The organism is Nostoc sp. (genome assembly GCF_036916655.1).
Taxonomy (GTDB): domain Bacteria; phylum Cyanobacteriota; class Cyanobacteriia; order Cyanobacteriales; family Nostocaceae; genus Nostoc.
This window is the reverse complement of record NZ_JBALFY010000037.1, coordinates 18,846-40,334: the sequence shown is the minus strand read 5'-3', so window position 1 is coordinate 40,334 and position 21,489 is coordinate 18,846. Positions and strand designations below refer to the sequence as shown.

Annotated in this window: 11 protein-coding genes; 6 read left to right on the top strand and 5 right to left on the bottom strand. The window is 41.0% G+C overall.

The genetic code is table 11. From position 1 onward, the window contains the following. Positions 1–46 precede the first annotated feature (46 nt). The gene (locus tag V7L31_RS10405; protein WP_179066344.1) at positions 47–385 is read left to right on the top strand and encodes a hypothetical protein; all 339 of its coding nucleotides are present in this window, start codon (positions 47–49) and stop codon (positions 383–385) included. A 314-nt stretch (positions 386–699) separates the two neighbouring features. On the opposite strand, the gene V7L31_RS10400 is transcribed toward V7L31_RS10405, so the two are convergent. After that, a complete protein-coding gene (locus tag V7L31_RS10400) occupies positions 700–1,794 on the bottom strand; it encodes a hybrid sensor histidine kinase/response regulator (protein WP_334696147.1) in 1,095 nt (364 codons plus the stop codon). Between the two features lie 463 nt (positions 1,795–2,257). Continuing rightward, a complete protein-coding gene (locus V7L31_RS10395) occupies positions 2,258–5,620 on the bottom strand; it encodes a PAS domain S-box protein (protein WP_334696146.1) in 3,363 nt (1,120 codons plus the stop codon). A gap of 580 nt (positions 5,621–6,200) precedes the next feature. Between V7L31_RS10395 and V7L31_RS10390 the strand changes: the two genes are divergently transcribed. Beyond that, positions 6,201–11,960: a PAS domain S-box protein gene (locus tag V7L31_RS10390; protein ID WP_334696145.1), complete on the top strand. Its 5,760-nt coding sequence runs from the start codon at positions 6,201–6,203 to the stop codon at positions 11,958–11,960. A 12-nt stretch (positions 11,961–11,972) separates the two neighbouring features. Beyond that, positions 11,973–13,052 (top strand): hybrid sensor histidine kinase/response regulator, encoded by a 1,080-nt coding sequence (locus tag V7L31_RS10385; RefSeq protein ID WP_334696144.1) that lies wholly within the window; start codon positions 11,973–11,975, stop codon positions 13,050–13,052. Between the two features lie 125 nt (positions 13,053–13,177). On the opposite strand, the gene V7L31_RS10380 is transcribed toward V7L31_RS10385, so the two are convergent. Both V7L31_RS10380 and thrS read right to left on the bottom strand, forming a co-directional pair. Beyond that, positions 13,178–13,651 (bottom strand): hypothetical protein, encoded by a 474-nt coding sequence (locus tag V7L31_RS10380; RefSeq protein WP_334696143.1) that lies wholly within the window; start codon positions 13,649–13,651, stop codon positions 13,178–13,180. Positions 13,652–13,996: 345 nt separating this feature from the next. Continuing rightward, on the bottom strand, positions 13,997–15,847 hold the full coding sequence (gene thrS / locus V7L31_RS10375; protein ID WP_334696142.1) for a threonine--tRNA ligase: 1,851 nt from the start codon (positions 15,845–15,847) through the stop codon (positions 13,997–13,999). Between the two features lie 586 nt (positions 15,848–16,433). On the opposite strand from thrS, the gene V7L31_RS10370 reads away from it, so the two are divergent. The 3 genes from V7L31_RS10370 to V7L31_RS10360 all read left to right on the top strand — a co-directional run bounded on the left by V7L31_RS10370 (position 16,434) and on the right by V7L31_RS10360 (position 18,421). Further along, positions 16,434–16,751, top strand: a complete 318-nt coding sequence (locus tag V7L31_RS10370; RefSeq protein WP_179066337.1) for a DUF2605 domain-containing protein — start codon at positions 16,434–16,436, stop codon at positions 16,749–16,751. A 325-nt stretch (positions 16,752–17,076) separates the two neighbouring features. Further along, on the top strand, positions 17,077–17,406 hold the full coding sequence (locus V7L31_RS10365; protein WP_334696141.1) for a DUF2973 domain-containing protein: 330 nt from the start codon (positions 17,077–17,079) through the stop codon (positions 17,404–17,406). 340 nt (positions 17,407–17,746) lie between these two features. Further along, entirely contained in the window at positions 17,747–18,421 is a 675-nt protein-coding gene (locus tag V7L31_RS10360; protein ID WP_334696140.1) for a DUF1877 family protein, read from the top strand. 182 nt (positions 18,422–18,603) lie between these two features. Here V7L31_RS10360 and V7L31_RS10355 read toward each other — a convergent pair whose 3' ends face one another. Further along, on the bottom strand, positions 18,604–20,895 hold the full coding sequence (locus V7L31_RS10355) for an amylo-alpha-1,6-glucosidase (protein ID WP_334696139.1): 2,292 nt from the start codon (positions 20,893–20,895) through the stop codon (positions 18,604–18,606). Between the last annotated feature and the right edge of the window lie 594 nt (positions 20,896–21,489).

Genomic DNA, 21,489 nt, shown 5'->3' with positions numbered 1-21,489 from the left:
TTATATCATTTATGATTTTTGACTCATAGTATAAGGATTACAGATAATGCACGTTCTAAAAAGATCCATCAAACCAGCAACCTATATATCGTTTCTCCACATTTACCAAACTACTTGGGGAACTGCGGGTGATATTTGTTTGATCCGTGAATCTGTAGCTAATGATAGTACAGCGAAGTTTATCGGGCACAAAATCGAACTAGCGATTCCAAGAGGGTTGGAGCGCGATCGCATCGCCAACTGTCCGATAATCAAAGTTGCAGGCAATGTTGGCGATGGACATCCTAAAGAGCATCCTTTGGAATGGGAAGCTTATGAAGGCGTAGATCCAGAACTAGCTCTAGCAGCCCTCAAACCTTGGGGCTTCAAGTTAATTGAACTCTAATGTAGTGATTTGATTATTAATATTTTTGTTGTAAATTCAACAGGTCTTGCCCTTTACCGAGATTGGGGACTGGGCAAGAAATTCTTTTCCGCTGTACTTTACTTTAGCAGGACTTATGCACGGACTAGAATCTTACGCATTACGAGCGTTGGTGCATCCTCTCGTAGAGAAGTAATCACAAAGGCTTAATTTTTCGTCACGAGTGCGTAAGTTCTACTATGTGTTTCTAACTTTTTGCCCACAACAAAGCACAAGGTTTGTACCTTTCTTCCTCCTGCCCCCTACCCCCTATCTAATCGGATTGCCCGCTTATCCTAGCAGGGCAAACAAATACTTACAATAGTTCTTTTTTCAGGAATGCTGCTATCAATTGTAAATTCCCCACCATATAATTTCACAATATGCTGAACAATAGCTAACCCTAAGCCAGAGCCTTGTTGTTCCCATGACTTTCGATTAAATTGTACAAAGGCTCCAATTTTATCAATTTCTTCAATTGTCATCCCTCTACCATTATCAATGACATATAAATTAAATTTATTATTTTCCACTGTAGTCTTAACTTGAACTTCGCTACTTGGTAAAGAAAATTTAAAAGAATTCTCAAGTAATTCTTCAATAAGAATACTTAAATTTTCTTCTGGCAGTTGTACTGTAGATTCTTGGATATCTAGAGTTAAATCTTTTTGCCTACAGTTATCTGTAGCTTTTTTGAGAGCGACTTCACTAATAATTCTCTCAGCAAGACATTTATCTCTTTGTTCTTGGATTTGACTTACTTTTTCAGGATTTTTAGCGATTAATTCCAGATTACTATATAGTAAAAATCTTTTAACTAATTCATTCAAGCGATTGGCAGAGGTGTAAATTACTTCTGCAATTTCGACTTCTTCAGAGCCAGGTATAATGCCACAATTTTCCATTAAAAACTGTGACATACCAAGAATACCATTTAAAGGAGTATTTAGTTCATGAGGTAATGAATGAGCAATGTTCATTCTGAGTTCGTCTAGTTTGGCTTGAGTTTGGCGTTCAGTCGAAGCGTGCTTATTAAGACGAGAAGCGATCGCACTGAGTAGTTCTTCAGTAGTAAATGGTTTAGTTAAATAATCATCAGCGCCAAAATCCATCCCTTGGCGAAAATCTGAACGCTCTGCTTTAGCAGTTACAAATATTAAAGGAATATTGGTAGTTGCTTCGTTCTGACGCAGAGCAGAAAGCACACTATAACCGTCTAACTCAGGCATCATAATGTCACAGATAATTAAATCTGGTAATTTTGCTTGAGCAATTTCTAAGCCAATCTTACCGTTTGCAGCTATCAAAGTTTCAAAATCAGAAAGTTGTAAAATTTCCTGAATGTTTAGTCTGACTTGGGGTTCATCTTCTATGATTAAAATTGTATTCATACTACGATTAGTAGAAATAAAAATATTATTTTGATTGGTCTAGAATGATCTAAAGTCTATAGAAAGTCTACCTTTCTGAAAAAGAAAAATTAACTTTCAATAATACCAGATAATTCCATTCGTGACCAAAGTATAAATACTGAAATATTGCTATTTAACTAATTACTGTATAATTACATACTATTTACTATGTTCAAGAAATGGAATTTTTTGGGATTAATAATGTTTGTAAATTCTTCATTTAATTCAAAAGTAGCATTTTTCTCGCATACTCTTGTTGTAGGATATTCAAGTAGCGATCGCACTCAAAATCTGATCGAGCTTTCTTAAGCATATAGATTGCCATATTGATATTTAAAAGCGGATTAACTAAGTCTTGTAAAAGCTGTTGTAAAACCTCATTGCATATTTCTACTAGGTATATTTGGTAAACTATATGAGATGCAAAATAATATGCCTTAGCTTATTGTTCCCTAAAATTATTTACTAATAACATATCGAGATGTTTTTCCTGAATGACATTGGTTATGGTTAGTGGCAGTTCTACCCTAAATGTCGTACCGACTCCAACTTGACTAGCAAAGCTAATTCTTCCTCTATGAAGCTCTATACAATTGTTGACTATTGCCAAGCCTAATCCTGTTCCTGGCGTATTACCAACATTACTAGCTCGGTAAAATGGTTCAAATAAATTCTGCTGTTCCTCCGGTAAAATACCAATACCTTCATCTTTAATTAAAAAAACTGCGCTTTGATCTTGAACTAATAGATCAATTTGAACATTATTGTTGTCTGGTGAGTATTTGACAGCATTTGAAAGCAAATTGCTCAGTATTTGTCGCAAAAGTTTCTTGTCTATACAAGCCATAAAGTAATCATCTGTTGATGAATTACCCAAGTGCTGAGGACAGAAAGCTAGAGTATGCCTGGGAGAACTGAGTTGAATTTCTTCTACTAAAGAGCGACAGAAATCAACTAAATTAATACAAGTTGGTTCAAATGCTAATTTTCCAGCTTCAGCTTTATTAATTAGCAAAATATCATCTAAAAGTTGAGTAGTGTGTTGAACATAAGTTTGAATGCACTGGAGATGTTTCTGCTTTTGTTGTTCATCTAGTTTATGACTAAAACTTTTTAAGATACCGGCAGATGAAGTAATTACAGCTAAAGGGGTTCGGAACTCATGGGAAGTCATAGAAATAAAACGAGATTTTAACTCACTGAGTTCTTTTTCTTTTGCTAAAGCCTTACAAATATTTTCTTCAGCTTGTTTGCGTTCGCGTATATCTTTAACTACCCCTATTACATAAATAGGTTTACCAATAGGATCTCGAATTAGAGAAACTGTTAGATTTATCCAAATTGCATCACCATTTTTATGTAAATAGCGCTTCTCTAGAGAAAATGTTTCTACCTTTCCTGCTATTAATTGTTGCAACTTATTTAGATGGGTTTGTATATCCTCTGGATGTGTGATGTCAGTAAAACTTTTATTCAGAATTTCTGCTTGGTTATAGCCAATAATTTCACACAACTTTTGATTAACTTTCAGAAAACGACCATCTAAAGTTTCTAGTTTAATTCCTACCGCTGCTTGATTAAAAATAGCACTAAGTTCTGCCTCACTTTTTTGTAAGTCTAAAGTGCGTTGCTTAACCCTGACTTCTAAATCTTGATTAAGTTTTTGTAGAGCTTCTTGCGCTCGTTGCCTTTGCAGTTCAGCAGATGCCCTGGCTGCAAATACTTTGAGAATTCCTTCAAATTTTTGTTGGTCAGGTATAGGTTTTTCATCTATGATGCACAATGAGCCAATCGGTTGACCAAAATCATCACTTAAAATAACTCCCATAAAACTTTCGGACTGCATAGTAGTCAATATTTCAGCATTAGGAAAGAGTTGCTGAATTCCTGAACCACAGTAATAAAATCCTTCCTTGAGCAAAATTTCACAAGGAGTTGATTTTGGATCGTAGGAAATATTTGGTTGTAACTGCCCATCAGACCACAATCCTAAAGTGTGAACTTGCCCATCAATTAATTCAGTCACCAAAGTGTTACGAACATCTAAAGTAGAAGAAATATGCTCAACTAATGCTGGAAAAAAGTCACATCCAGTTGTAGAAGCTGTACTTTCTATCAAACTTTGTAAGGCTATTTCAGCTTGTTTTCGTTTTGTAATATCAATTCCGACTGCAACCGCAGCTTTGTTTTGTTGATATTTTTGAGCGACGAGTAAGTAATTGCGTGTTTTGTCATTTATTTGGACATCAATAACCTGAGAATCTGCTACATCTTGCCCATCTAAAAATTCCTGCATAAATTCTGTAAATTGCGGGCTGTTTTCCATAAAGCCCAATTCTTGACCAACAAAAGCATCGGTAGTCAGGTTAAAACTTTCAGCTAAATGGCGATTAACTCCTAAATAATACCCATCATCATTTACCCAAGAAACAAACCCTGGTACTGCATCTAAAACTGTTTGTAATTGCTCTTTTGCTTGTTGTAGATTTTTTTCTACTCGTTTGTATTTTGTAATATCTTCGGAAATACATAACAGGTATTCGGGTTGTTGATCTTTGTCATACAAAGGAATTTTAGTCGTGTGTAAAATTCTTCTGCCAAAATTATGACTATCAATAGGTTCTTCAGAAATATCTTTAGGTAAACCGCTAGCAAAAGTTGCGAGGTCTTTTTGGTAGAAAAAATCTGCTTGTTCTTTTGGGAAGAATTCGTAACCTGTTTTGCCAATAGCTTGCTCTGCGGTAATACCAAAAATATTTTCGCAGGTGTGATTCCAGAGCTTGAATTTCCCAAAATTTTCTGGTTTGGCATCTTTAACAAAGACAGCCACAGGCAAATTATTAATCATTGACTGTAAAAAGTTGCGAGTCTGCTGGAGTTCCTCTTGTGCTTTTCGGCTTTCAGTGATGTCAATACCTGTACAGACTATATACTCAACTTGATTATTCCGATTAAGTAAAACTTTATTTGACCAAGAAATTAAGCGGCGATCGCTATCTTTAGTTACTAAAGAAGTTTCATAACGTTGAGGAAATTCTTTGGTTGCTAAATTTTGAAAAATATCTTTGATACATGCTGTTGTTTCAGGTAACAGCAACACATCCCAAACAAATCTTCCTTTAATTTCATCAAATGCGTAACCTGTAGCTTGTTCGCAAGTATGATTGAACCGAACAATTCTCCCCTGAGAATCTAGTACGATAACTAAAGCATCTGCTAGATTCAAAACGGTAGAAACAAAATTACGCTCCAATCGCAATTCTGCCTCGATTTTCTGGCGTTCTACAAGTTTAACTCGTGTATAATTGTATAGTTCTGCTTGTAGAATAGAAACTGTCAGCAAACTCGTAGGAGTAACCAATCCAATTAATTCTCTTTGCTCGCCAACAATAGGTAGATGGCAAATCCGATGTTGCCTTAGCAAATGTAACGCCGTAAAAACATCTTTAAAATCTTTTATCTTCAGTGTTATTAACTCCCTTGTCATCACTTGGGAAACGCTGATTCCTTCTAGATTCTTTCCTTGTGCTGTTAGTTTAATTAAATCTCGTTGGGTAAGTATCCCTACTAACTGCGAGTTTTCCATAACTAAAACACAACTGGCAGCTTGAGATGCAGTGCTGTCTATATCTCTACTTGAGTTTGTCAAATAATTGCTATTTTTGTTTGGCAAGCCATGACAATTACCTTGTGCTTCATTAATCAGGGCAATCACATCGGGAAGCAGAATCTCAGAGTTAACAATGAGCGGGTGACGAATGATAGTCTGTTGTAAGTTATCAGAACTGAGAGAGTTAATGAACATTATGTATAGATGCCTTGAAATAAATTATCTTTATTTATAAAAGATGTAAGCAACATTTTTACTTATATGCTTTTAAAAAGCATCAGTGTTTTCTAGGATTAATTTTATTCTGATTTTTTATATTATTTTACTCAAGTTATCTCTTTTAAAATATATAGTTTTTTTGAAAATCATTTGAGTTAATTGATGAGATTTTTAGTTTGAAAAGCTATGATTTTCTGGTAGATGCAGCTTAACGGTGATGGCAGAAGTTGGAACTAAGTAATAACTATGATTTGAGTAAATTGCAAAGATTTAAAACCTCGATCTATGTTCATAATCCCAACACTTATCATCCTGCCAGGTTCTATTAGTATTTTGACAGTCAGACTTATTCTCAATCCAGGGAATTGATGTCGGGCTGGTAACAGAAGATGAAACTATAGAGCTAACTAAAGACAGGATGTTGACGATCGCACCATCCTAAAGGGCAATATAGAGATATCTTATGAATTATTCATTTTGTATCAAGTTATTAACACGATGATAATGATCGAGATATAATTTTTTGGAAGCGCGATCGCGTTTGTATTTTTAACTTATGAGTCATCCTTGTTGCCTCACGATCCTGCTGATTGATGATTGCGCTAAAAATCGGGAAACATATCATCACTTCTTGCAGCAAGATAGTCCGTATACTTATCGCATTTTGGAGTTTGAGACAGCAACGCCAGCATTGAAATGGTGTCAGCAGGAGATACCAGATGTAATTGTGCTGGATTTTGGGTTGCCTGATGAGGATGGACTGAAGTTTATTCAGCAATTTAGGGAATGCCATAGCCATACCCAAACTGCTGTAATTATACTGACAGGACAAGGGGATGTTATCGCTATCCGGGCGATGAAAAGCGCTGTTCAAGATTATCTAGTTAAAGATAAACTCACGGCTGAAGTTCTTCAAGGCGCAATTCATCATGCCGTTGAACGGATGCATCTAATTCGACAATTAGAACAAAGTCGGGAACAACAACAACTAATTGCCGCGATCGCCTTAAGGATTCGTCAGTCTCTTAAACTAGAAGAGATTCTGCGTACCATCGCCACAGAGGTACGGCAGTTTTTGCAAACAGACCGAGTAGTAGTCTATCAATTTCAGCCAGATATGAGCGGTACAATTGTCGCAGAGTCAGTGCTTCCTGGTTGGACGGTGGCTATGGGAACGCAAATTCTGGACACCTGCTTTCAACAGGGAGCCGGAAGTGACTATCGCCAAGGGAAAAAACGAGCAATCGACGATATTTATCAGGCTGGTTTGACTAATTGTCATTTGCAGCTTCTAGAACAATTTGAAGTCAAAGCTAATCTGGTAGTACCCATTTTAGTTAAAGAGCAATTATGGGGATTATTAATTGCTCACCAATGTACTGCATCTCGCCACTGGCAATCAGTAGAACTAGATTTATTGGATCAACTGGCAGTGCAAATAGCGATCGCTATTCAGCAGGGAAGTGCATATCAGCAATCACAGACAGAACTGGCAGAACGCCAACGGACAGAAGCAGCTTTAAAAGCCAGCGAAGAAAAGCTCAAGCTTACCCTGAATTTTGCTGGTATAGGCTATTGGGAGTGGAACCCAATCACCAATCAAATATTTGCTAGTGAAAATGCAATTCGCTGTTTTGGTTCCGATCTGGGCGATCAAAACTGGACTTATGAAAAGTGGCTCAATCGGCTACATCCAGAGGATCGAGAATGGGTTGAGCAGGATTTGACGCAAGCGATCGCCACACAAACCGATTACGCTGTGGAATATCGAGTTGTCTGGCAAGATGACAGCATTCGCTGGGTATCAGGAAAAGGGCGGGGAGTTTACGACGCAACCGGACAACTGCTGCGGATGTTAGGCGTGCTAATAGACATCACAGAACGCAAACTCTCAGAAGAAGAACGGCGACGCGCCCAGATATTGGAAATAGAATTACATCTTCTAGAGCAGATTCTCGAAGTAGTTTTAGCAGGTTACTGGGACTGGGATATTCCCAACAATCAGGAGTATTTGAGCTTAACCTTCAAGCAGATGTTTGGCTATGAAGATCGTGAATTGCCAAATACACCAGAGAGTTGGCAACGCCTGATTTTTCCAGAAGATTTACCAGGTGTTCTGGAACTTTTTGATCGACACGTCCAAAGTCGTGGAAAAATTCCCTTTTACAACGAGGTAAGATATCGACACAAAGATGGTTCTACCGTTTGGGTAATTTGTTCCGGCCGTGTCATTGCATGGGATCGAGACGGCAATCCTCTCCGCATGATTGGTTGCCATATTGACATTACACAACGCAAACAGGTAGAAGCTGAATTATTAGCTATCACTAATTTACAACAAGCTATTTTAGATGGTACTGACTATGCCATTATTTACAGTAACTCAAATGGCATCCAAGCCTTCAATGCAGCTGCTCAAAAAATGTTGGGCTATAAAGCCGATGAGATTATTCAGCAAATAAACCCAACTAGATTTCACGACTTGGAAGAACTCAACCAACGGGCAGCAGAACTCTCGTTGGAATTGGGTAGGGAAATTGCACCCGGTAGGGAATTTTTTACTATCGTCACTCAAAATGGAAGCACCTATGAAAATGAATGGACTTACATTCGTAAGGACGGCTCTCGCTTCCCTGTATTTCTGTCGGTGAAAATCCTCCGGGATTTGGAAGGAAACAATATTGGCTTCTTGGGTATTGCCAAAGATATTACCCAGCAAAAACAAATAGAGACAGCCCTTCAAGATAGCGAACTTCGTTATGCACATCTGGCAGAAGCGGCTCCTGTAGCTATTTTCCGGCTGGATGTCTTTGGTCGCTGCATCTACGCCAACGATCGCTGGAGTGAGATGACTGGTAGACCAACACAGGCAGCATTGGGCATGGGTTGGGTACAGGCTTTGCACCCAGAAGATGGCGAGCGTTTGGGGAGGGAATGGTCTCTAAAATTTGAGCAAGACTATGTTAACCCAAGGGAATTTTATCAGAGTGAAGGCAGGCATATACGTCCAGATGGCAGCATCAACTGGTTCTATGTGCAAGTGCTACCCGAAATCAACACCAACGACACGATTATCGGCTACATCGGTACATTGACAGATATTAGCGAGCGCAAACTTGCTGAAGAAAAATTACATCGCCTCTCCGAACGGCTCACCCTAGCGATTAGCTCTGGAGGATTCGGCATTTGGGAATATGATTTCGTCCAGGACAAGCTAATTTGGGACGATCGCATGTACGAACTGTATGGAGTAAACAACACTAATTTTAATGATTCTTTTGATGCTTGGTTCAACTGCCTGCACCCAGACGATCGCCCTGATCTGCTGGAAACTATGGAGCAAGTTGTCCAAAGCAAAAAAGAATATAATATTGAGTTCCGCATTGTTCAGCCAAGTGGAGAAATTCGTTTCCTCAAAGGTTGCGGTATTCTCAAACGTACCCAGCAGGGTGAACCAGTATGGATGATTGGGATTAACTATGATATCAGCGATCGCAAACAAGCCGAACAAGAACTCATCCACAATCGGGATTTGCGAGAAGCAATTTTTAACGAATCTGCTGATGCCATTTTTCTGGTCGATCCGCAAACGCTACTTACCCTAGATTGCAATCGGCGGGCGGTGGAACTGTTTGAGGCGGTTGATAAAACTGAATTGATTAATATTAGTGGGCAAACACTCCAGCTGCGGCCATTCACTCCTAGCGAAACGGATGCGATCGTCACAGATATGCAGTTAAAAGGTGTGTGGAGCCGAGAGATTGAATATGTTACTCTTCAGGGGAAAATTTTCTGGGGAAACATTGCAGCTAAACCCATTACTGTCGCCGGACGTACCAGGCATCTAGTACGGCTTACAGATATTAGCGAACGTAAACAGGCACAAGAGAGACTGACAAAATATGCCCATGTCGTCGAAGATTTGTACAATAATGCTCCTTGTGGCTACCATTCCCTCGACAGCGAAGGCCGATTGCTCAAAGTCAACGAGACTGAATTGCAATGGTTGGGTTATACCCGTGAGGAAATGATTGACCAACCCCTAGAGAATTTTCTCACCCCAGCCAGTCGCTTGTCCTTCGCACAAAACTATCCCCATTTCAAAAAACAGGGATGGGTAAAAGATTTGGAGCTTGACATGATTTGTAAAGATGGCAAGGTTTTGCCAGTACTGATTAGCGCCACTGCCGTCAAGGATGTAGATGGAAACTATTTATACAGCCGTACCACCCTGTTTGATATCCGCGAACAGCAAGCTGCCCTACGTGAACGCAAACAAATCGCGCAAGCATTGGAAGAATCACGCAAAATGCTACAAACGGTACTAGATACATTTCCCCAACGTGTTTTCTGGAAAGACCGTCAATCGCGGTTTATCGGCTGCAATCCAGCATTTATCAGCCATTCTCAACTGACAGCCAATGAAATCATTGGTAAGACTGACTTTGAATTACCTTGGGCAAAATGGGCACACCTCTACTGTGCCGACGATGCAATGGTGATGAACACCAGAACACCGAAACTAGGCTATGAGGAGCCATTTGAAGGGTCTAATGGCGAACAACTCTGGCTGCGAACAAATAAAGCTCCTCTGACCAATAGTGCAGGTGAGGTGATTGGCATACTGGTATCTCACGAAGATATCACAGAACGCAAACAAGCCGAAGCACAACTGCGGCAAACCAATGAGCAACTTGCCCGTGCCACTCGCCTCAAAGACGAATTTCTCGCCAACATGAGCCATGAACTGCGAACACCTCTCAATGCAATTTTGGGGATGTCAGAGGGCTTACAAGAAAGTGTATTTGGTTCCATCAATGAAAGACAAGCAAAAGCGATCGCCACTATTGAGCGCAGTGGCAGACATTTACTAGAACTAATCAACGACATTCTAGACTTATCTAAAATCGAATCTGGCAAACTAGAACTGCAATTGAGTGATGTTTCTGTCAGAGGCGTTTGTGATACCAGCCTTGCTTTTATCAAGCAGATGGCTTTGAAAAAGCATATTCGTCTTCATACTCATATTTCTGAGAATATTGACACCATCCAAGTCGACGATCGCCGCCTGCGTCAGGTACTAATCAACCTGTTGAGTAACGCTGTCAAGTTCACGCCAGAAGGGGGTTCTGTAAAGCTAGAAGTCCGGCTGGAGGGGGCAGAGGGGCAGGGGGGCAGAGGGGCAGGGGAAGCAGGGGAAGCAGGGGGAGATGAGGAAGAATTTACTGCCTCATCCTCCTCATCCCCCTCAAATCTCTACTTCCATATCACTGACACCGGCATCGGTATCGCTGCTGAAGAAATTGGTAAGCTGTTTCAGCCTTTTATCCAGCTTGACAGCAGCCTTAACCGCCAGTACAGTGGCACTGGTCTAGGTTTAGCACTGGTACAACAGATTGTTACCTTACATGGAGGAACGGTTTCAGTTAGCAGTGAAGTTGGCCAGGGAAGTTGTTTTACTGTTCGCATTCCCTACCGTACCAGCGATCGCGGTCTAACCACGCAGGTAACTACTTTTTTGCCCAACTATCGCTTACCTGCTGAGAATGCTCAAGTTTTGATTATCGAAGATTCTGTTGCGGCGGCTGAACAAATTACTCGCTACTTCAGCGAAATGGGAATGCAGCCCATCATCTATCCCGAAGGTGAAGGAGCTATAGAAGAAGTACTGCGCGTTCAGCCTGCTCTGATTGTTATGGATCTACAACTGCCTAATCTATCAGGTTGGGACGTGCTAAATCAACTCAAGGCCAACCCAAAAACCAAAGATATTCCAGCAATCATCATTTCAGTTGTGGATGAGCGTAGCAAAGGACTGGCTCAGGGAGCGTTTGAATACTTGATCAAACCCATTACTCGCGCTCAACTTCAGGTAACTATAGAGAAACTGTATGCTTCTGCTCGTTTTGACTCGCCAAATCTAACTGTAGTGCCCGATGCGATCCTGGACACTCCTCTGATTTTGCTGACAGAAGATAATCAAGCAAATATTGATACTATGTCTGGCTATCTTGAAAGTCGAGGTTATCGTCTCATTTTGGCAAACAATGGACAACAAGCTATTGATCTTGTGAGAGTTCAACGCCCCGACTTAATTGTGATGGATATTCAAATGCCGGGAATGGACGGGTTAGAAGCAATGCGCTGCATCCGTAACGATCGCCATTTTTTGCATATTCCAATTATCGCACTTACAGCATTAGCGATGCCTGGCGATCGCGAAACTTGTTTAGCAGCCGGAGCAAACGAATATTTGACCAAACCAGTAAAACTTAAACAGCTTGTAGCCACAATTCAACAACTTTTAAGAAGGTAGCGGAAATTCTCGATGGATAGTCAACCCTCTATTTTAGTAATCGATGATGAACCCGATAACTTTGATGTTGTTGAAACCTTGCTGGATGGTGAAAACTACCAGCTATACTATGCTCCTAGTGGTCAACAAGCTCTAAATCGCCTCGATAGTTTTCAGCCCGATCTGATTTTATTAGATGTGATGATGCCCGATCTTGATGGGATGGAAGTCTGCCAACGCATCAAAGCCGATCCACGATGGCAAGCAGTACCGATCATCATGGTGACGGCATTAACCGATAAAGAAGATTTGGCTCGATGTCTGGCAACAGGTGCAGATGACTTTATTAGTAAACCCGTCAATGGCGTGGAATTACGAGCTAGAGTTCATTCTATGTTGCGGATTAAACAGCAATACGAAAGTATGCAGGTATTGCTCAAACTGCGAGAAGACATGGTAAATATGATTGTACACGATTTGCGAAATCCACTTACCAGCATTGTCTTAGGCGCAGAGATTCTGCGGTTTCCAAGTTTGTCACCTAAACAGCAGCAAGGAAAAATCGATCAAATTTTACTTGCTGCACAACAGCTACAATCGTTAATTGATAGCTTGCTGATCATGGCAAAGCTAGAATCTGGAAAAATGCTTCTCAATTACACAGAAATAGACCTTTGTACCCTGTGTATGTCAGCGATCGCAGATATTGAGGCGATCGCTGCTCAAAAGAACTTAACTCTTATTAGTGACTTACCCGAACCTGGTGGCATTATTGCAGTAGATGCGGTTATCTTTCGTCGAGTACTGGATAATTTGCTTTCCAATGCCATTAAATTCTCCCCATCTAAGTCTCAAGTCACCCTACGGGCAGAGTATTTGGCAGCAGGAGGCGCTAAAGTGCAAGTTGCTGATTCCGGTTCGGGAGTAAGTCAAGACTTACGACAAATCATTTTTGAAAAGTATGAAATTGGAACTCTGATGGCAGAAGTTTCACAAATTGGTTTAGGATTGGCTTTCTGTAAAATGGCGATCGAGGCACATTCCGGTACAATTACCATCGAAGATAATCATCCTTATGGTAGTATCTTTACTGTATTATTCAAAAATCAATAATTAATTCTAAAGAAATGTAGGGGCAATTCATGCATTGCCCCTACGAAATATCATCTTTTCAGTGTCTTTTTGCCTAAGGCTTGGTCATATAGAAAAGCTAAGGCGAAACAGATCGGGTACAGGGATTAACCACGACCCCAGTCGCGATCGCGTTCATAGCGACGGTTGTTGTCATAAATGTTGCGAAGGTTATTATCGCGTTCATAGCGACGATTATTATCGCGTTCATAGCGGCGGTTATTGTCACGCTCATAGCGACGGTTATTATCGCGTTCATAGCGACGGTTATTATCGCGGTCATGGTCACGCTCATAACGACGATTATTATCGCGGTCATAGCGGCGATGATTATTGTCGCGGTCATAGCGGCGATTATTTTCGTCACGAATGTTGCGAAGGTCGTTCTGGCGGTCATAATCACCATTTCTGTAGTGGCGACTATGACGTTCGTAGTTACCATCATCGTTGCGTTGATAGCTGTAGTTATCTAACTCAGCAAGATAAGACGCTGGTGTATTAGCATCAGCTTTTGGAGAAATAGCCAAAGCTGATGCAGATGCTATCAAGCCGGCCAGCAAAATAGAGGTAAAGCGGTTCATGATGTAAGTCAAAGATTGTTGACAGTAATTTATGCAAGTCCAGTCTGTTTAGGAAGAGCAGATTCCGCAAGTTCTTAAATCAATCCTAACGGTGTTGAATAACTCGAAAAGTTTTCTTAGGTGCGATGATTCAGAAAAGTTTTGTTGTCTGTAATACTTTCTGACGTTCCACATCCCGTTAAAAGTTAAAATTAAAATGAATCTTTGAACTCCATTAATGAGCCTTTGATATCAAATACCTTGCGATCGCACCCTTACCAAAGCCTACCAGCTAGCTAATAATCTGATCTACTAGACAAAACGCACACCAATTATAATTAGTGTGCGTCTGTGGTTAAATTTTATTTAGAAATTCTCGAACTTCGCGATCGCATTCTTAATCTTATCCACCACCTCATCTACAGGTATAACTCCCAATTCCCCAGAGGCGCGGGTACGGATACTCAAGGTGTTGGTTTCCACTTCTTTCGCTCCCACCACTGCCATCACGGGTATTTTTTCTTTCTCTGCATTGCGAATCTGTTTACCCAAGCGATCGCCACTGGTATCAACTTCTGCACGGATGCCCAACGCTCTCATCTTCGCCACCACATCTTTAGCAAAGTCTAGCTGTGTATCACCCACCGGCAGTAATCTAGCTTGCACTGGCGCTAACCACAAAGGAAAATCACCTGCATATTCTTCAATTAAGATGCCAATCAGTCTTTCCAGCGAACCAAAAGGCGCACGGTGAATCATCACAGGACGTTTGCGAACACCATCTTCGGCGACGTATTCCAACTCAAAGCGTTCTGGCAAATTGTAATCTACTTGCACAGTTCCTAATTGCCATTCCCGATCTAGGGCATCACTAAAGATAAAGTCAAGTTTCGGCCCATAAAAAGCCGCTTCTCCAATACCTTCAAAGTGTTCCATCCCCAAGGTTTCAACTGCACGGCGAATCGCACCTTCGGCTTTATCCCAAACTTCATCAGAACCGATGTACTTATCACTAGCAGGATCGCGAAAACTGAGTCTAGCTTTAAAGTTCTTCAGTTGCAGCTTATTGAACACCGACAAAATCAAATCCACCACACTGAGGAATTCGCTATCTAGCTGTTCTGGGGTAACGAACAGGTGAGAATCATCCACAGTAAAACCACGCACCCGCGTTAAACCGCCCAATTCCCCTGATTGTTCGTAGCGGTAAACAGTGCCAAATTCTGCCAAGCGCATCGGTAATTCCCGATAAGAGCGTAACTCACTCTTATATATTTGGATGTGAAAAGGGCAGTTCATCGGCTTCATGACGAAGCCCTGTTCCTGTGCAGCAGCTTCTTGATCGTCCGCCATTAAGGGGAACATATCTTCTTTATATTTCTGCCAATGCCCAGAGGTTTTAAATAAATCTACTCTGGCAATGTGAGGCGTTACTACAGATAAATAACCCCGTTTTACCTGTTCTTGCTTCAGGAAGTCTTCTAAAGTACTCCTCAACAGAGTGCCTTTGGGTGTCCACAAAGGTAAACCCGGCCCCACAAGGTCAGAAAATATAAATAATCCCAGTTCCTTACCCAGTTTCCGGTGATCTCGCCGCAGCGCTTCTTCTTTGCGTCGCTTATATTCAGCCAGTTGTTCTGGACTTTCCCAGGCGGTGGCATAGATGCGTTGTAATTGGGCTTTAGTTTCATCCCCACGCCAATAAGCGCCAGCAACGCTTTCTAGTTCAATTGCTTTTGGGTTTAATTCACTGATATTTTCCAGATGAGGCCCCGCGCACAAATCCCACCATTCATTCCCCAGGTGGTAAATCGTGATTGGTTCGTTTTTGATATCTCCCAGGATTTCTAGCTTGTAAGGTTCCTTAATTTCCTGAATTCGGCGTTCGGCTTCTTCGCGGCTAACTTCTTCCCGAATTACTGGCAATTTACGATTGATAATCTTCGCCATCTCTTTCTTGATGGCTTTGAGATCGTTTTCGCTAAAGGGTTCTGGATTGTCGAAGTCATAGTAAAAACCGTTTTCAATCCAAGGGCCGATTGTAACTTGCGCCTTGGGAAACAGCTTTTGTACTGCCATTGCCATTACGTGGGAAGCAGTGTGGCGAATCTTTTTTAAGTTCTCCGATTCGCTGGTACGCGGTAAATAGATTTTTTCAACTTGTTCTGACTGTTGTGACTGATTTGATGAATTTGGCGACATTGGCTGCTGAACCATTGGCGAAGTGATTACAAAAGGTGATTTATCTGAATCTGTAGGCTTATTCAACTATAACGACTTTGGTTAAGTAGTCATTTGTCATTTGTCATTGGTCATTGGTGCATACCCTATCCCTTGCAATGCCATGAGCAGTCCAACAAAGCTTACCGTAAACTTGCTTTGATGGTGGGCAGAAAAACTTTTTCTTTCATCGGAGTAATTCAAACTATGTTACAGAGTGCGCGTGCTTTCTCTTGGACTAATGACTTTGCCTAGCGGTTTGATTCTGAGTCCTGAATTTTGACTCCTGAATTCTTCTTCAATCCAAAGATAAAGATAAATTTTTTATTTCTTACCTGAGTGTCACAATTCAGGATTGCCTGCGCTCGCTAATTTATCTTATGAATTGCAACTCGGTGTCATATATACTTACTTATGCCTCTCCAAAGGCACTGTACAAACCTGATATCAAGACTATATAATAAAATCTGTGTTCTTTGTTACATATTTTTACATCTCAAAATTATGAGAAAAAGCCAATAAGTGTTAAGAAACGTAAATAACGTTAATATTAGTAAGCAAGTTTGAAATATCCTTCTCATTTATGTCAGACTCAAATGTACCGGGGACTGAGTTGCTGAAAACGGTTTTAGAACCCCTGCTAGAAGATTTTCAGCATTGGTTTACGCGATCGCGCCATTTACTCGAAACTGAGCAACTATCATTTATGAGTCACCAAGAGCAATCTGACTTGCTCTTGCGGGTTAAGCAAGCGCAGGATGAACTAAATACCGCGAAGATGCTGTTTAATGCAACTGATAAACAAGTCGGGATTGAGATGGCAACCTTAATGCCTTGGCATCAATTAGTAACAGAATGCTGGAATGTGGCAATGCGCTTTCGTCAAGGACGAGAAGTCTAAGCAGCACCTATGAGTATCTGCTAAATTTTGGCAGGTTACTTACCGATATCTAATGACAAACCGAGGAAGCGTCTACATCAGATGGTAAATCAGTCCTTAAAGAGATAGTAAAAAAATCTTAACAATTTCTTAACATTATTTGGATTAACAAGATAATGTATCCTATGCTACCGTAAGTAGAATAACGGTTGACAAATAGCTTCATATAGATGTAAGCGCGCAAAGAGTGCGTTAAATACTCGTCTTAACTGTGATTCACAGAATCGGCGAAATCGAAGTGTTACAAAATAAAGTTTAAAAAATTCCTGTCCTGGAGGAAAATCCAATGTTACATCTCCTTTACATTCTTGCTTTTACAATCCTTGCATTTATAGCTGTTGGCAACTTAATTCGTAACCTGATTATGTTCAGTTTTGATCGGGAGCGGACTTACCCGACGAATTCCTCGCCAATGAATAATCAAGGTAACTATGGTTATTATTCATCAAAAAGACAATTTGTACCCCATCCTGAATTATTAGATAGCGCTGGAAACTTAATTAAAGAGCCACTTTTGGTAATGCGTTCAATTAACGTTGAAGATGCGCGTCAACATCTCGATGCACTTTACGAAGCATCCCCAGGAAATAAAAGAGACAATTCAGAAGAAGGATAAAAGTAGAGACGCGATTAATCGCGTCTGTTAGTAATTTGGGTGTAAATCATTGTTATTTTTACATCCTTAATTTTTTTAGTATAAATTTATTACCATACTGAAATTTGGGGCGATCGCATCGCTAGGCTGAAAAGTTAATATTGAGTTGTCCACTTGACACAATTTTAAATCGGCATGGTGTGAGTGATGAGATAATTCGTGAAGCACTCAGCGAAGCGACTGGGAGGTAGTTTTAAATTCTCTGTTCGCGGTTAGCAGTTAAACAAGAAAAGGTTCTGGCACATATCAAGATTTAGGTCTGAATTAAAACTGTATGACATCTCATTTGAGCAGATAAGGTATGGGAATAGAGGGAAACTTCAAACAAATACCCGCACCTCTTTTAGAGATAGCAAAACAAGATTTGTATGTATTGGACTTTTATCTTCATGCAAAAGAAGCTTTAGAAACCGGAGCAGTTCAACATCTGCCTGCCTACTTAAAAAAACTACTTAAAAAAAAAGGAATTAATCATAACCAGAACGCTCTTATTGCTGAGGAGCAATGGAGAATCGGAAGATTAGATATTGATTCATATTGGCACGCAATCCATTACTTGCTAACTGAGGATATATCTTCGTGGGAAGAATGTCAGATACCTTTTATTGTTGCCCGAAAAAAGCAAAACAACCGATTGCTAATCAATGCAGTGATGGGCACAACCTCAATTGAAGGAACAAAAGGTAGTTTTAAAGATTTCGGCCCTGTAAAATATCTTGTTCCCTCAGAAACTCAGCAAATCTCCGAAGCGCTGCTTCAAATTTCAGAAAAAGAGTTTACTAAGAGATACGAAGAAGCTTGTGTGCTGAATCCAGATGTTTACAGAACATTATGGGATGAGGAAGTAGATGATTATTGGTATATATTTCAGTGTATATCAGAGTACTACAGAATAGCTGCTGAAGAAACCAGAGGTATGCTGCTCTACCTCGGTTGTTTTTACGGAGTTGATTTCATGTGGGAAATGCCAGAGTAATGTTGCAGGCTAACAATTCGGTTGAAACGGACTGAAGGAAACCCCTGGAGTTGATGCAAAAGTTATCTGCGGCGGCTCAATTTTGACATTATGCCACCGAGCGATGTCTACGACGGGCTACACCTAAGCACCAATAATAAAATAGGGAGTAGTAAATTAATTCCCTACTCCCTACTCCCTTTCTAAGCTTCAATAACTACCCGTAAATTGCCCCGTTTTTTCGCAACGCGACAAGCAGTCGTACTCCCAGAACGCTCAAATTCTAAATCGAGGATGGTGGGGCCGACTCGTAAATTATGAAATGACAGGCGATTAATCGATTCTGGCAAAGCGGGGTCGATTATTCGCAAGCAATTATTTTGAGCGTCAGGCACTAAGTTGACCATCATTTGCAGTAGTTGGAAAATACTACCGGTAGCCCAAGCTTGGGGAGTGCAAGCAACTGGATACTGCACGGGGGTATTATCACCGTTCCGTTCGTAGCCGCAGAAGAGTTCTGGAGGACGTTGGTAGGGTTGCTGCTGGGTCATGTCGAATAAACCTTGAAATATTTCTAAGGCTTGATCGATTAGACCGAGCGATCGCAATCCCATTGCAATCAGAGCGTTATCATGGGGCCAAACCGAACCAGTGTGATAACCCATTGGATTGTAAGCAGGTGACAAACTACTCAGAGTCCGAATTCCCCAACCATTAAACATATCTGGGGCCCGCAACCGTTCTGCTACACTATGAGCTTTTTCGTGTGTGAAGAGTCCCAAATGTAGACAATGACCGGGGTTTGAGGTAATACTATCTACTGGCTTGCCATCTCCATCCAAAGCCAGAGCGCAGAAATCCTGGTTTTCCACCCAAAAATCTCGATTAAAACGAGCCTTGAGATTTCTGGCCTCTTCTTGCCAACGATCTGCCAAATCAAGCCGCTTTTTCATCCTAGCTATTTCAGCTAGGCGCATTTTTGCCGCATAGACGTAAGCTTGCACCTCCGAGAGGGAAATTGGCCCATTGGCTAATTCTCCCTTGTGGTCTACAATACAGTCGCCAGAATCTTTCCAACCTTGGTTAACTAGACCGCGTTTGGATTTACGGAAATAACTGAGGTAGCTGGTTTCTTTGCTATTGCGATCGATCCACTCCATTGCTGCCAGAGCATTAGGCCAAAGTTGCTCTAGAAGTTCTTGATCGTGAGTCCAAGCGTAATGTTCGGCGTAGAGCATCAGCCACAGGGGAGTCGCATCAACCGTACCATAGTAGGGCGTATGGGGAATTTCTTGACAACGAGCCATTTCTCCCAAACGTAACTCGTGCAAAATCTTACCCGGTTCTTCTTCGCGCCATTCGTCATCGACTTTACCTTGGTATGTCGCCAGCAATATCAGGGTTTCCTTGGCAATTTCCGAGTTTAACATCAGAGTTTGAGAAGCTGTTACCAGCGAATCTCGCCCAAATAGTGTCGAAAACCAGGGCACTCCGGCGGAAACAGTCTTATGCTTACCAAAAGATTGGCGCAACAAATACATATCTTGTTCAGCGCGCTCAATCACTCGATTGAAGGTGCTTTTATCTGAGCTAATGCGGGTAATTTGCTGTACCCAGTTTTGCTCCTCCATCAACTCAGCAGCTTTCGCCTGTCCTAAGGTAGTAGCGGCGCTGACGGTTGAACTGGACTGGTTGTTTTTCAACATACTCACGCGGTAACCCAGCTTTTGAGTTTCGTGAGAAGCCAACTCTAGCTGCCAAACCGCAGTGTAACCCTTGAAATAGTCTGGTTGCCGATGCTGGAATAGAATCCGAGATTCCATCACCGAGCCATCCAAACCTTGATAGGCGAGTGTTAAGGATTCTTCCCTAGAGGCGGATGGCTCTTTGGGTATTGGTAAAACGCCATCGACCTGAGAAAATGTTCCTTCCTCAGTCGTCGGTTCGACTAAGCGTAAAAGCCGGCCTCGTTTTTCTCTGTCATAGCCCCGAACTTCAAATAAATCAACAAAATCTGCATCAAAGCTGATGCTTAGTTCAAAATTGACAGTGGTTGTGCTGTAGTTAGATACCTCTATTTCTTCAAATAGTGCGCCATTTAGCACAATTTCTCGGCGAATTCCGATAGTCTCGGCTTTCAGGCGATCGTCGATTCTGGGGGTGGTACACAAAACTGAGAGCGAAAACCCTTTCTCAGCAGTACTACTGAGAAGTACAGGCGATCGCCCTTCAATTTGCAACTCCAAGCGACTAAGAAATCTCGTATCACAACAAAACAGTCCCATACTGGGATTGCCATCATTGAGGGAACAGCCAGAAATATTCCCAATAGTATCTGTCACAAAAAATAAATCATCATCTTTAACCGTCAGTGTCGGTTGCGATCTTTCAGCCACAACACAAGGCCACTCCGGGATAGGTAATTGTTCGGCAGGAATAAAAGTTTTTCCATCCAGGAAAATTTTTTCCGGGGTTATGAGTGTATCCGGTGTCATTAGTCAAAGTTCCGTGTATGGGTCTATTTTTGAGTAGAAGTCTCTTAACCAAAAGGCAGAGGGGAAAGAAGAAATACCCTCTTGCTTTGAGACAGAGCAACTAAATTTATTTAGATCGAAAAAAGAAAGATTTGTGTCGAGATACACAGTACCAAGAAATAACAGCGTATCCTCTATAGGACACAAGGTACGAAAGTCCGGTCAGTTATTCTCACTCTGCTTTTACAGCCTTTTTCAAGTAATTGAACTATAGCGTTTTCTAATCATATAAAGTACATCATAGCCCTCTCCTCGTTTGCGAGGAGGGGTTCTTGTAAGCTAAAACACATCTAATTTGCATATTAAAATTTTATTAATATCTTGTGGGGTGGGCATCTTGCCCGCCCTAATTATGCAACTTGAATGCTCATTAGCTTACCTCTACCTCTACTCAAGCGAGAACTGCCATATATATATTCCTCACTCCCTAAGTCCCCGTCTTAGCTCAACTTTATCCAAAATTAAGAACTCAGTTTCTTTATCTGGTAAAAATCGTGGCTTTTTGGCAAATACTTTTTCTACGTCACAGAGCATAGATAAAGTTCAAAAAGTAAA

Coding starts and splice junctions, on each gene's coding strand:
- V7L31_RS10355 (WP_334696139.1), bottom strand. CDS start 20,895: ATGACACCGGATACACTCATAACCCCGGAAAAAATTTTCCTGGATGGA.
- V7L31_RS10370 (WP_179066337.1), top strand. CDS start 16,434: ATGTCAGACTCAAATGTACCGGGGACTGAGTTGCTGAAAACGGTTTTA.
- V7L31_RS10400 (WP_334696147.1), bottom strand. CDS start 1,794: ATGAATACAATTTTAATCATAGAAGATGAACCCCAAGTCAGACTAAAC.
- V7L31_RS10390 (WP_334696145.1), top strand. CDS start 6,201: ATGAGTCATCCTTGTTGCCTCACGATCCTGCTGATTGATGATTGCGCT.
- V7L31_RS10405 (WP_179066344.1), top strand. CDS start 47: ATGCACGTTCTAAAAAGATCCATCAAACCAGCAACCTATATATCGTTT.
- V7L31_RS10380 (WP_334696143.1), bottom strand. CDS start 13,651: ATGAACCGCTTTACCTCTATTTTGCTGGCCGGCTTGATAGCATCTGCA.
- thrS (WP_334696142.1), bottom strand. CDS start 15,847: ATGGTTCAGCAGCCAATGTCGCCAAATTCATCAAATCAGTCACAACAG.
- V7L31_RS10395 (WP_334696146.1), bottom strand. CDS start 5,620: ATGTTCATTAACTCTCTCAGTTCTGATAACTTACAACAGACTATCATT.
- V7L31_RS10385 (WP_334696144.1), top strand. CDS start 11,973: ATGGATAGTCAACCCTCTATTTTAGTAATCGATGATGAACCCGATAAC.
- V7L31_RS10365 (WP_334696141.1), top strand. CDS start 17,077: ATGTTACATCTCCTTTACATTCTTGCTTTTACAATCCTTGCATTTATA.
- V7L31_RS10360 (WP_334696140.1), top strand. CDS start 17,747: ATGGGAATAGAGGGAAACTTCAAACAAATACCCGCACCTCTTTTAGAG.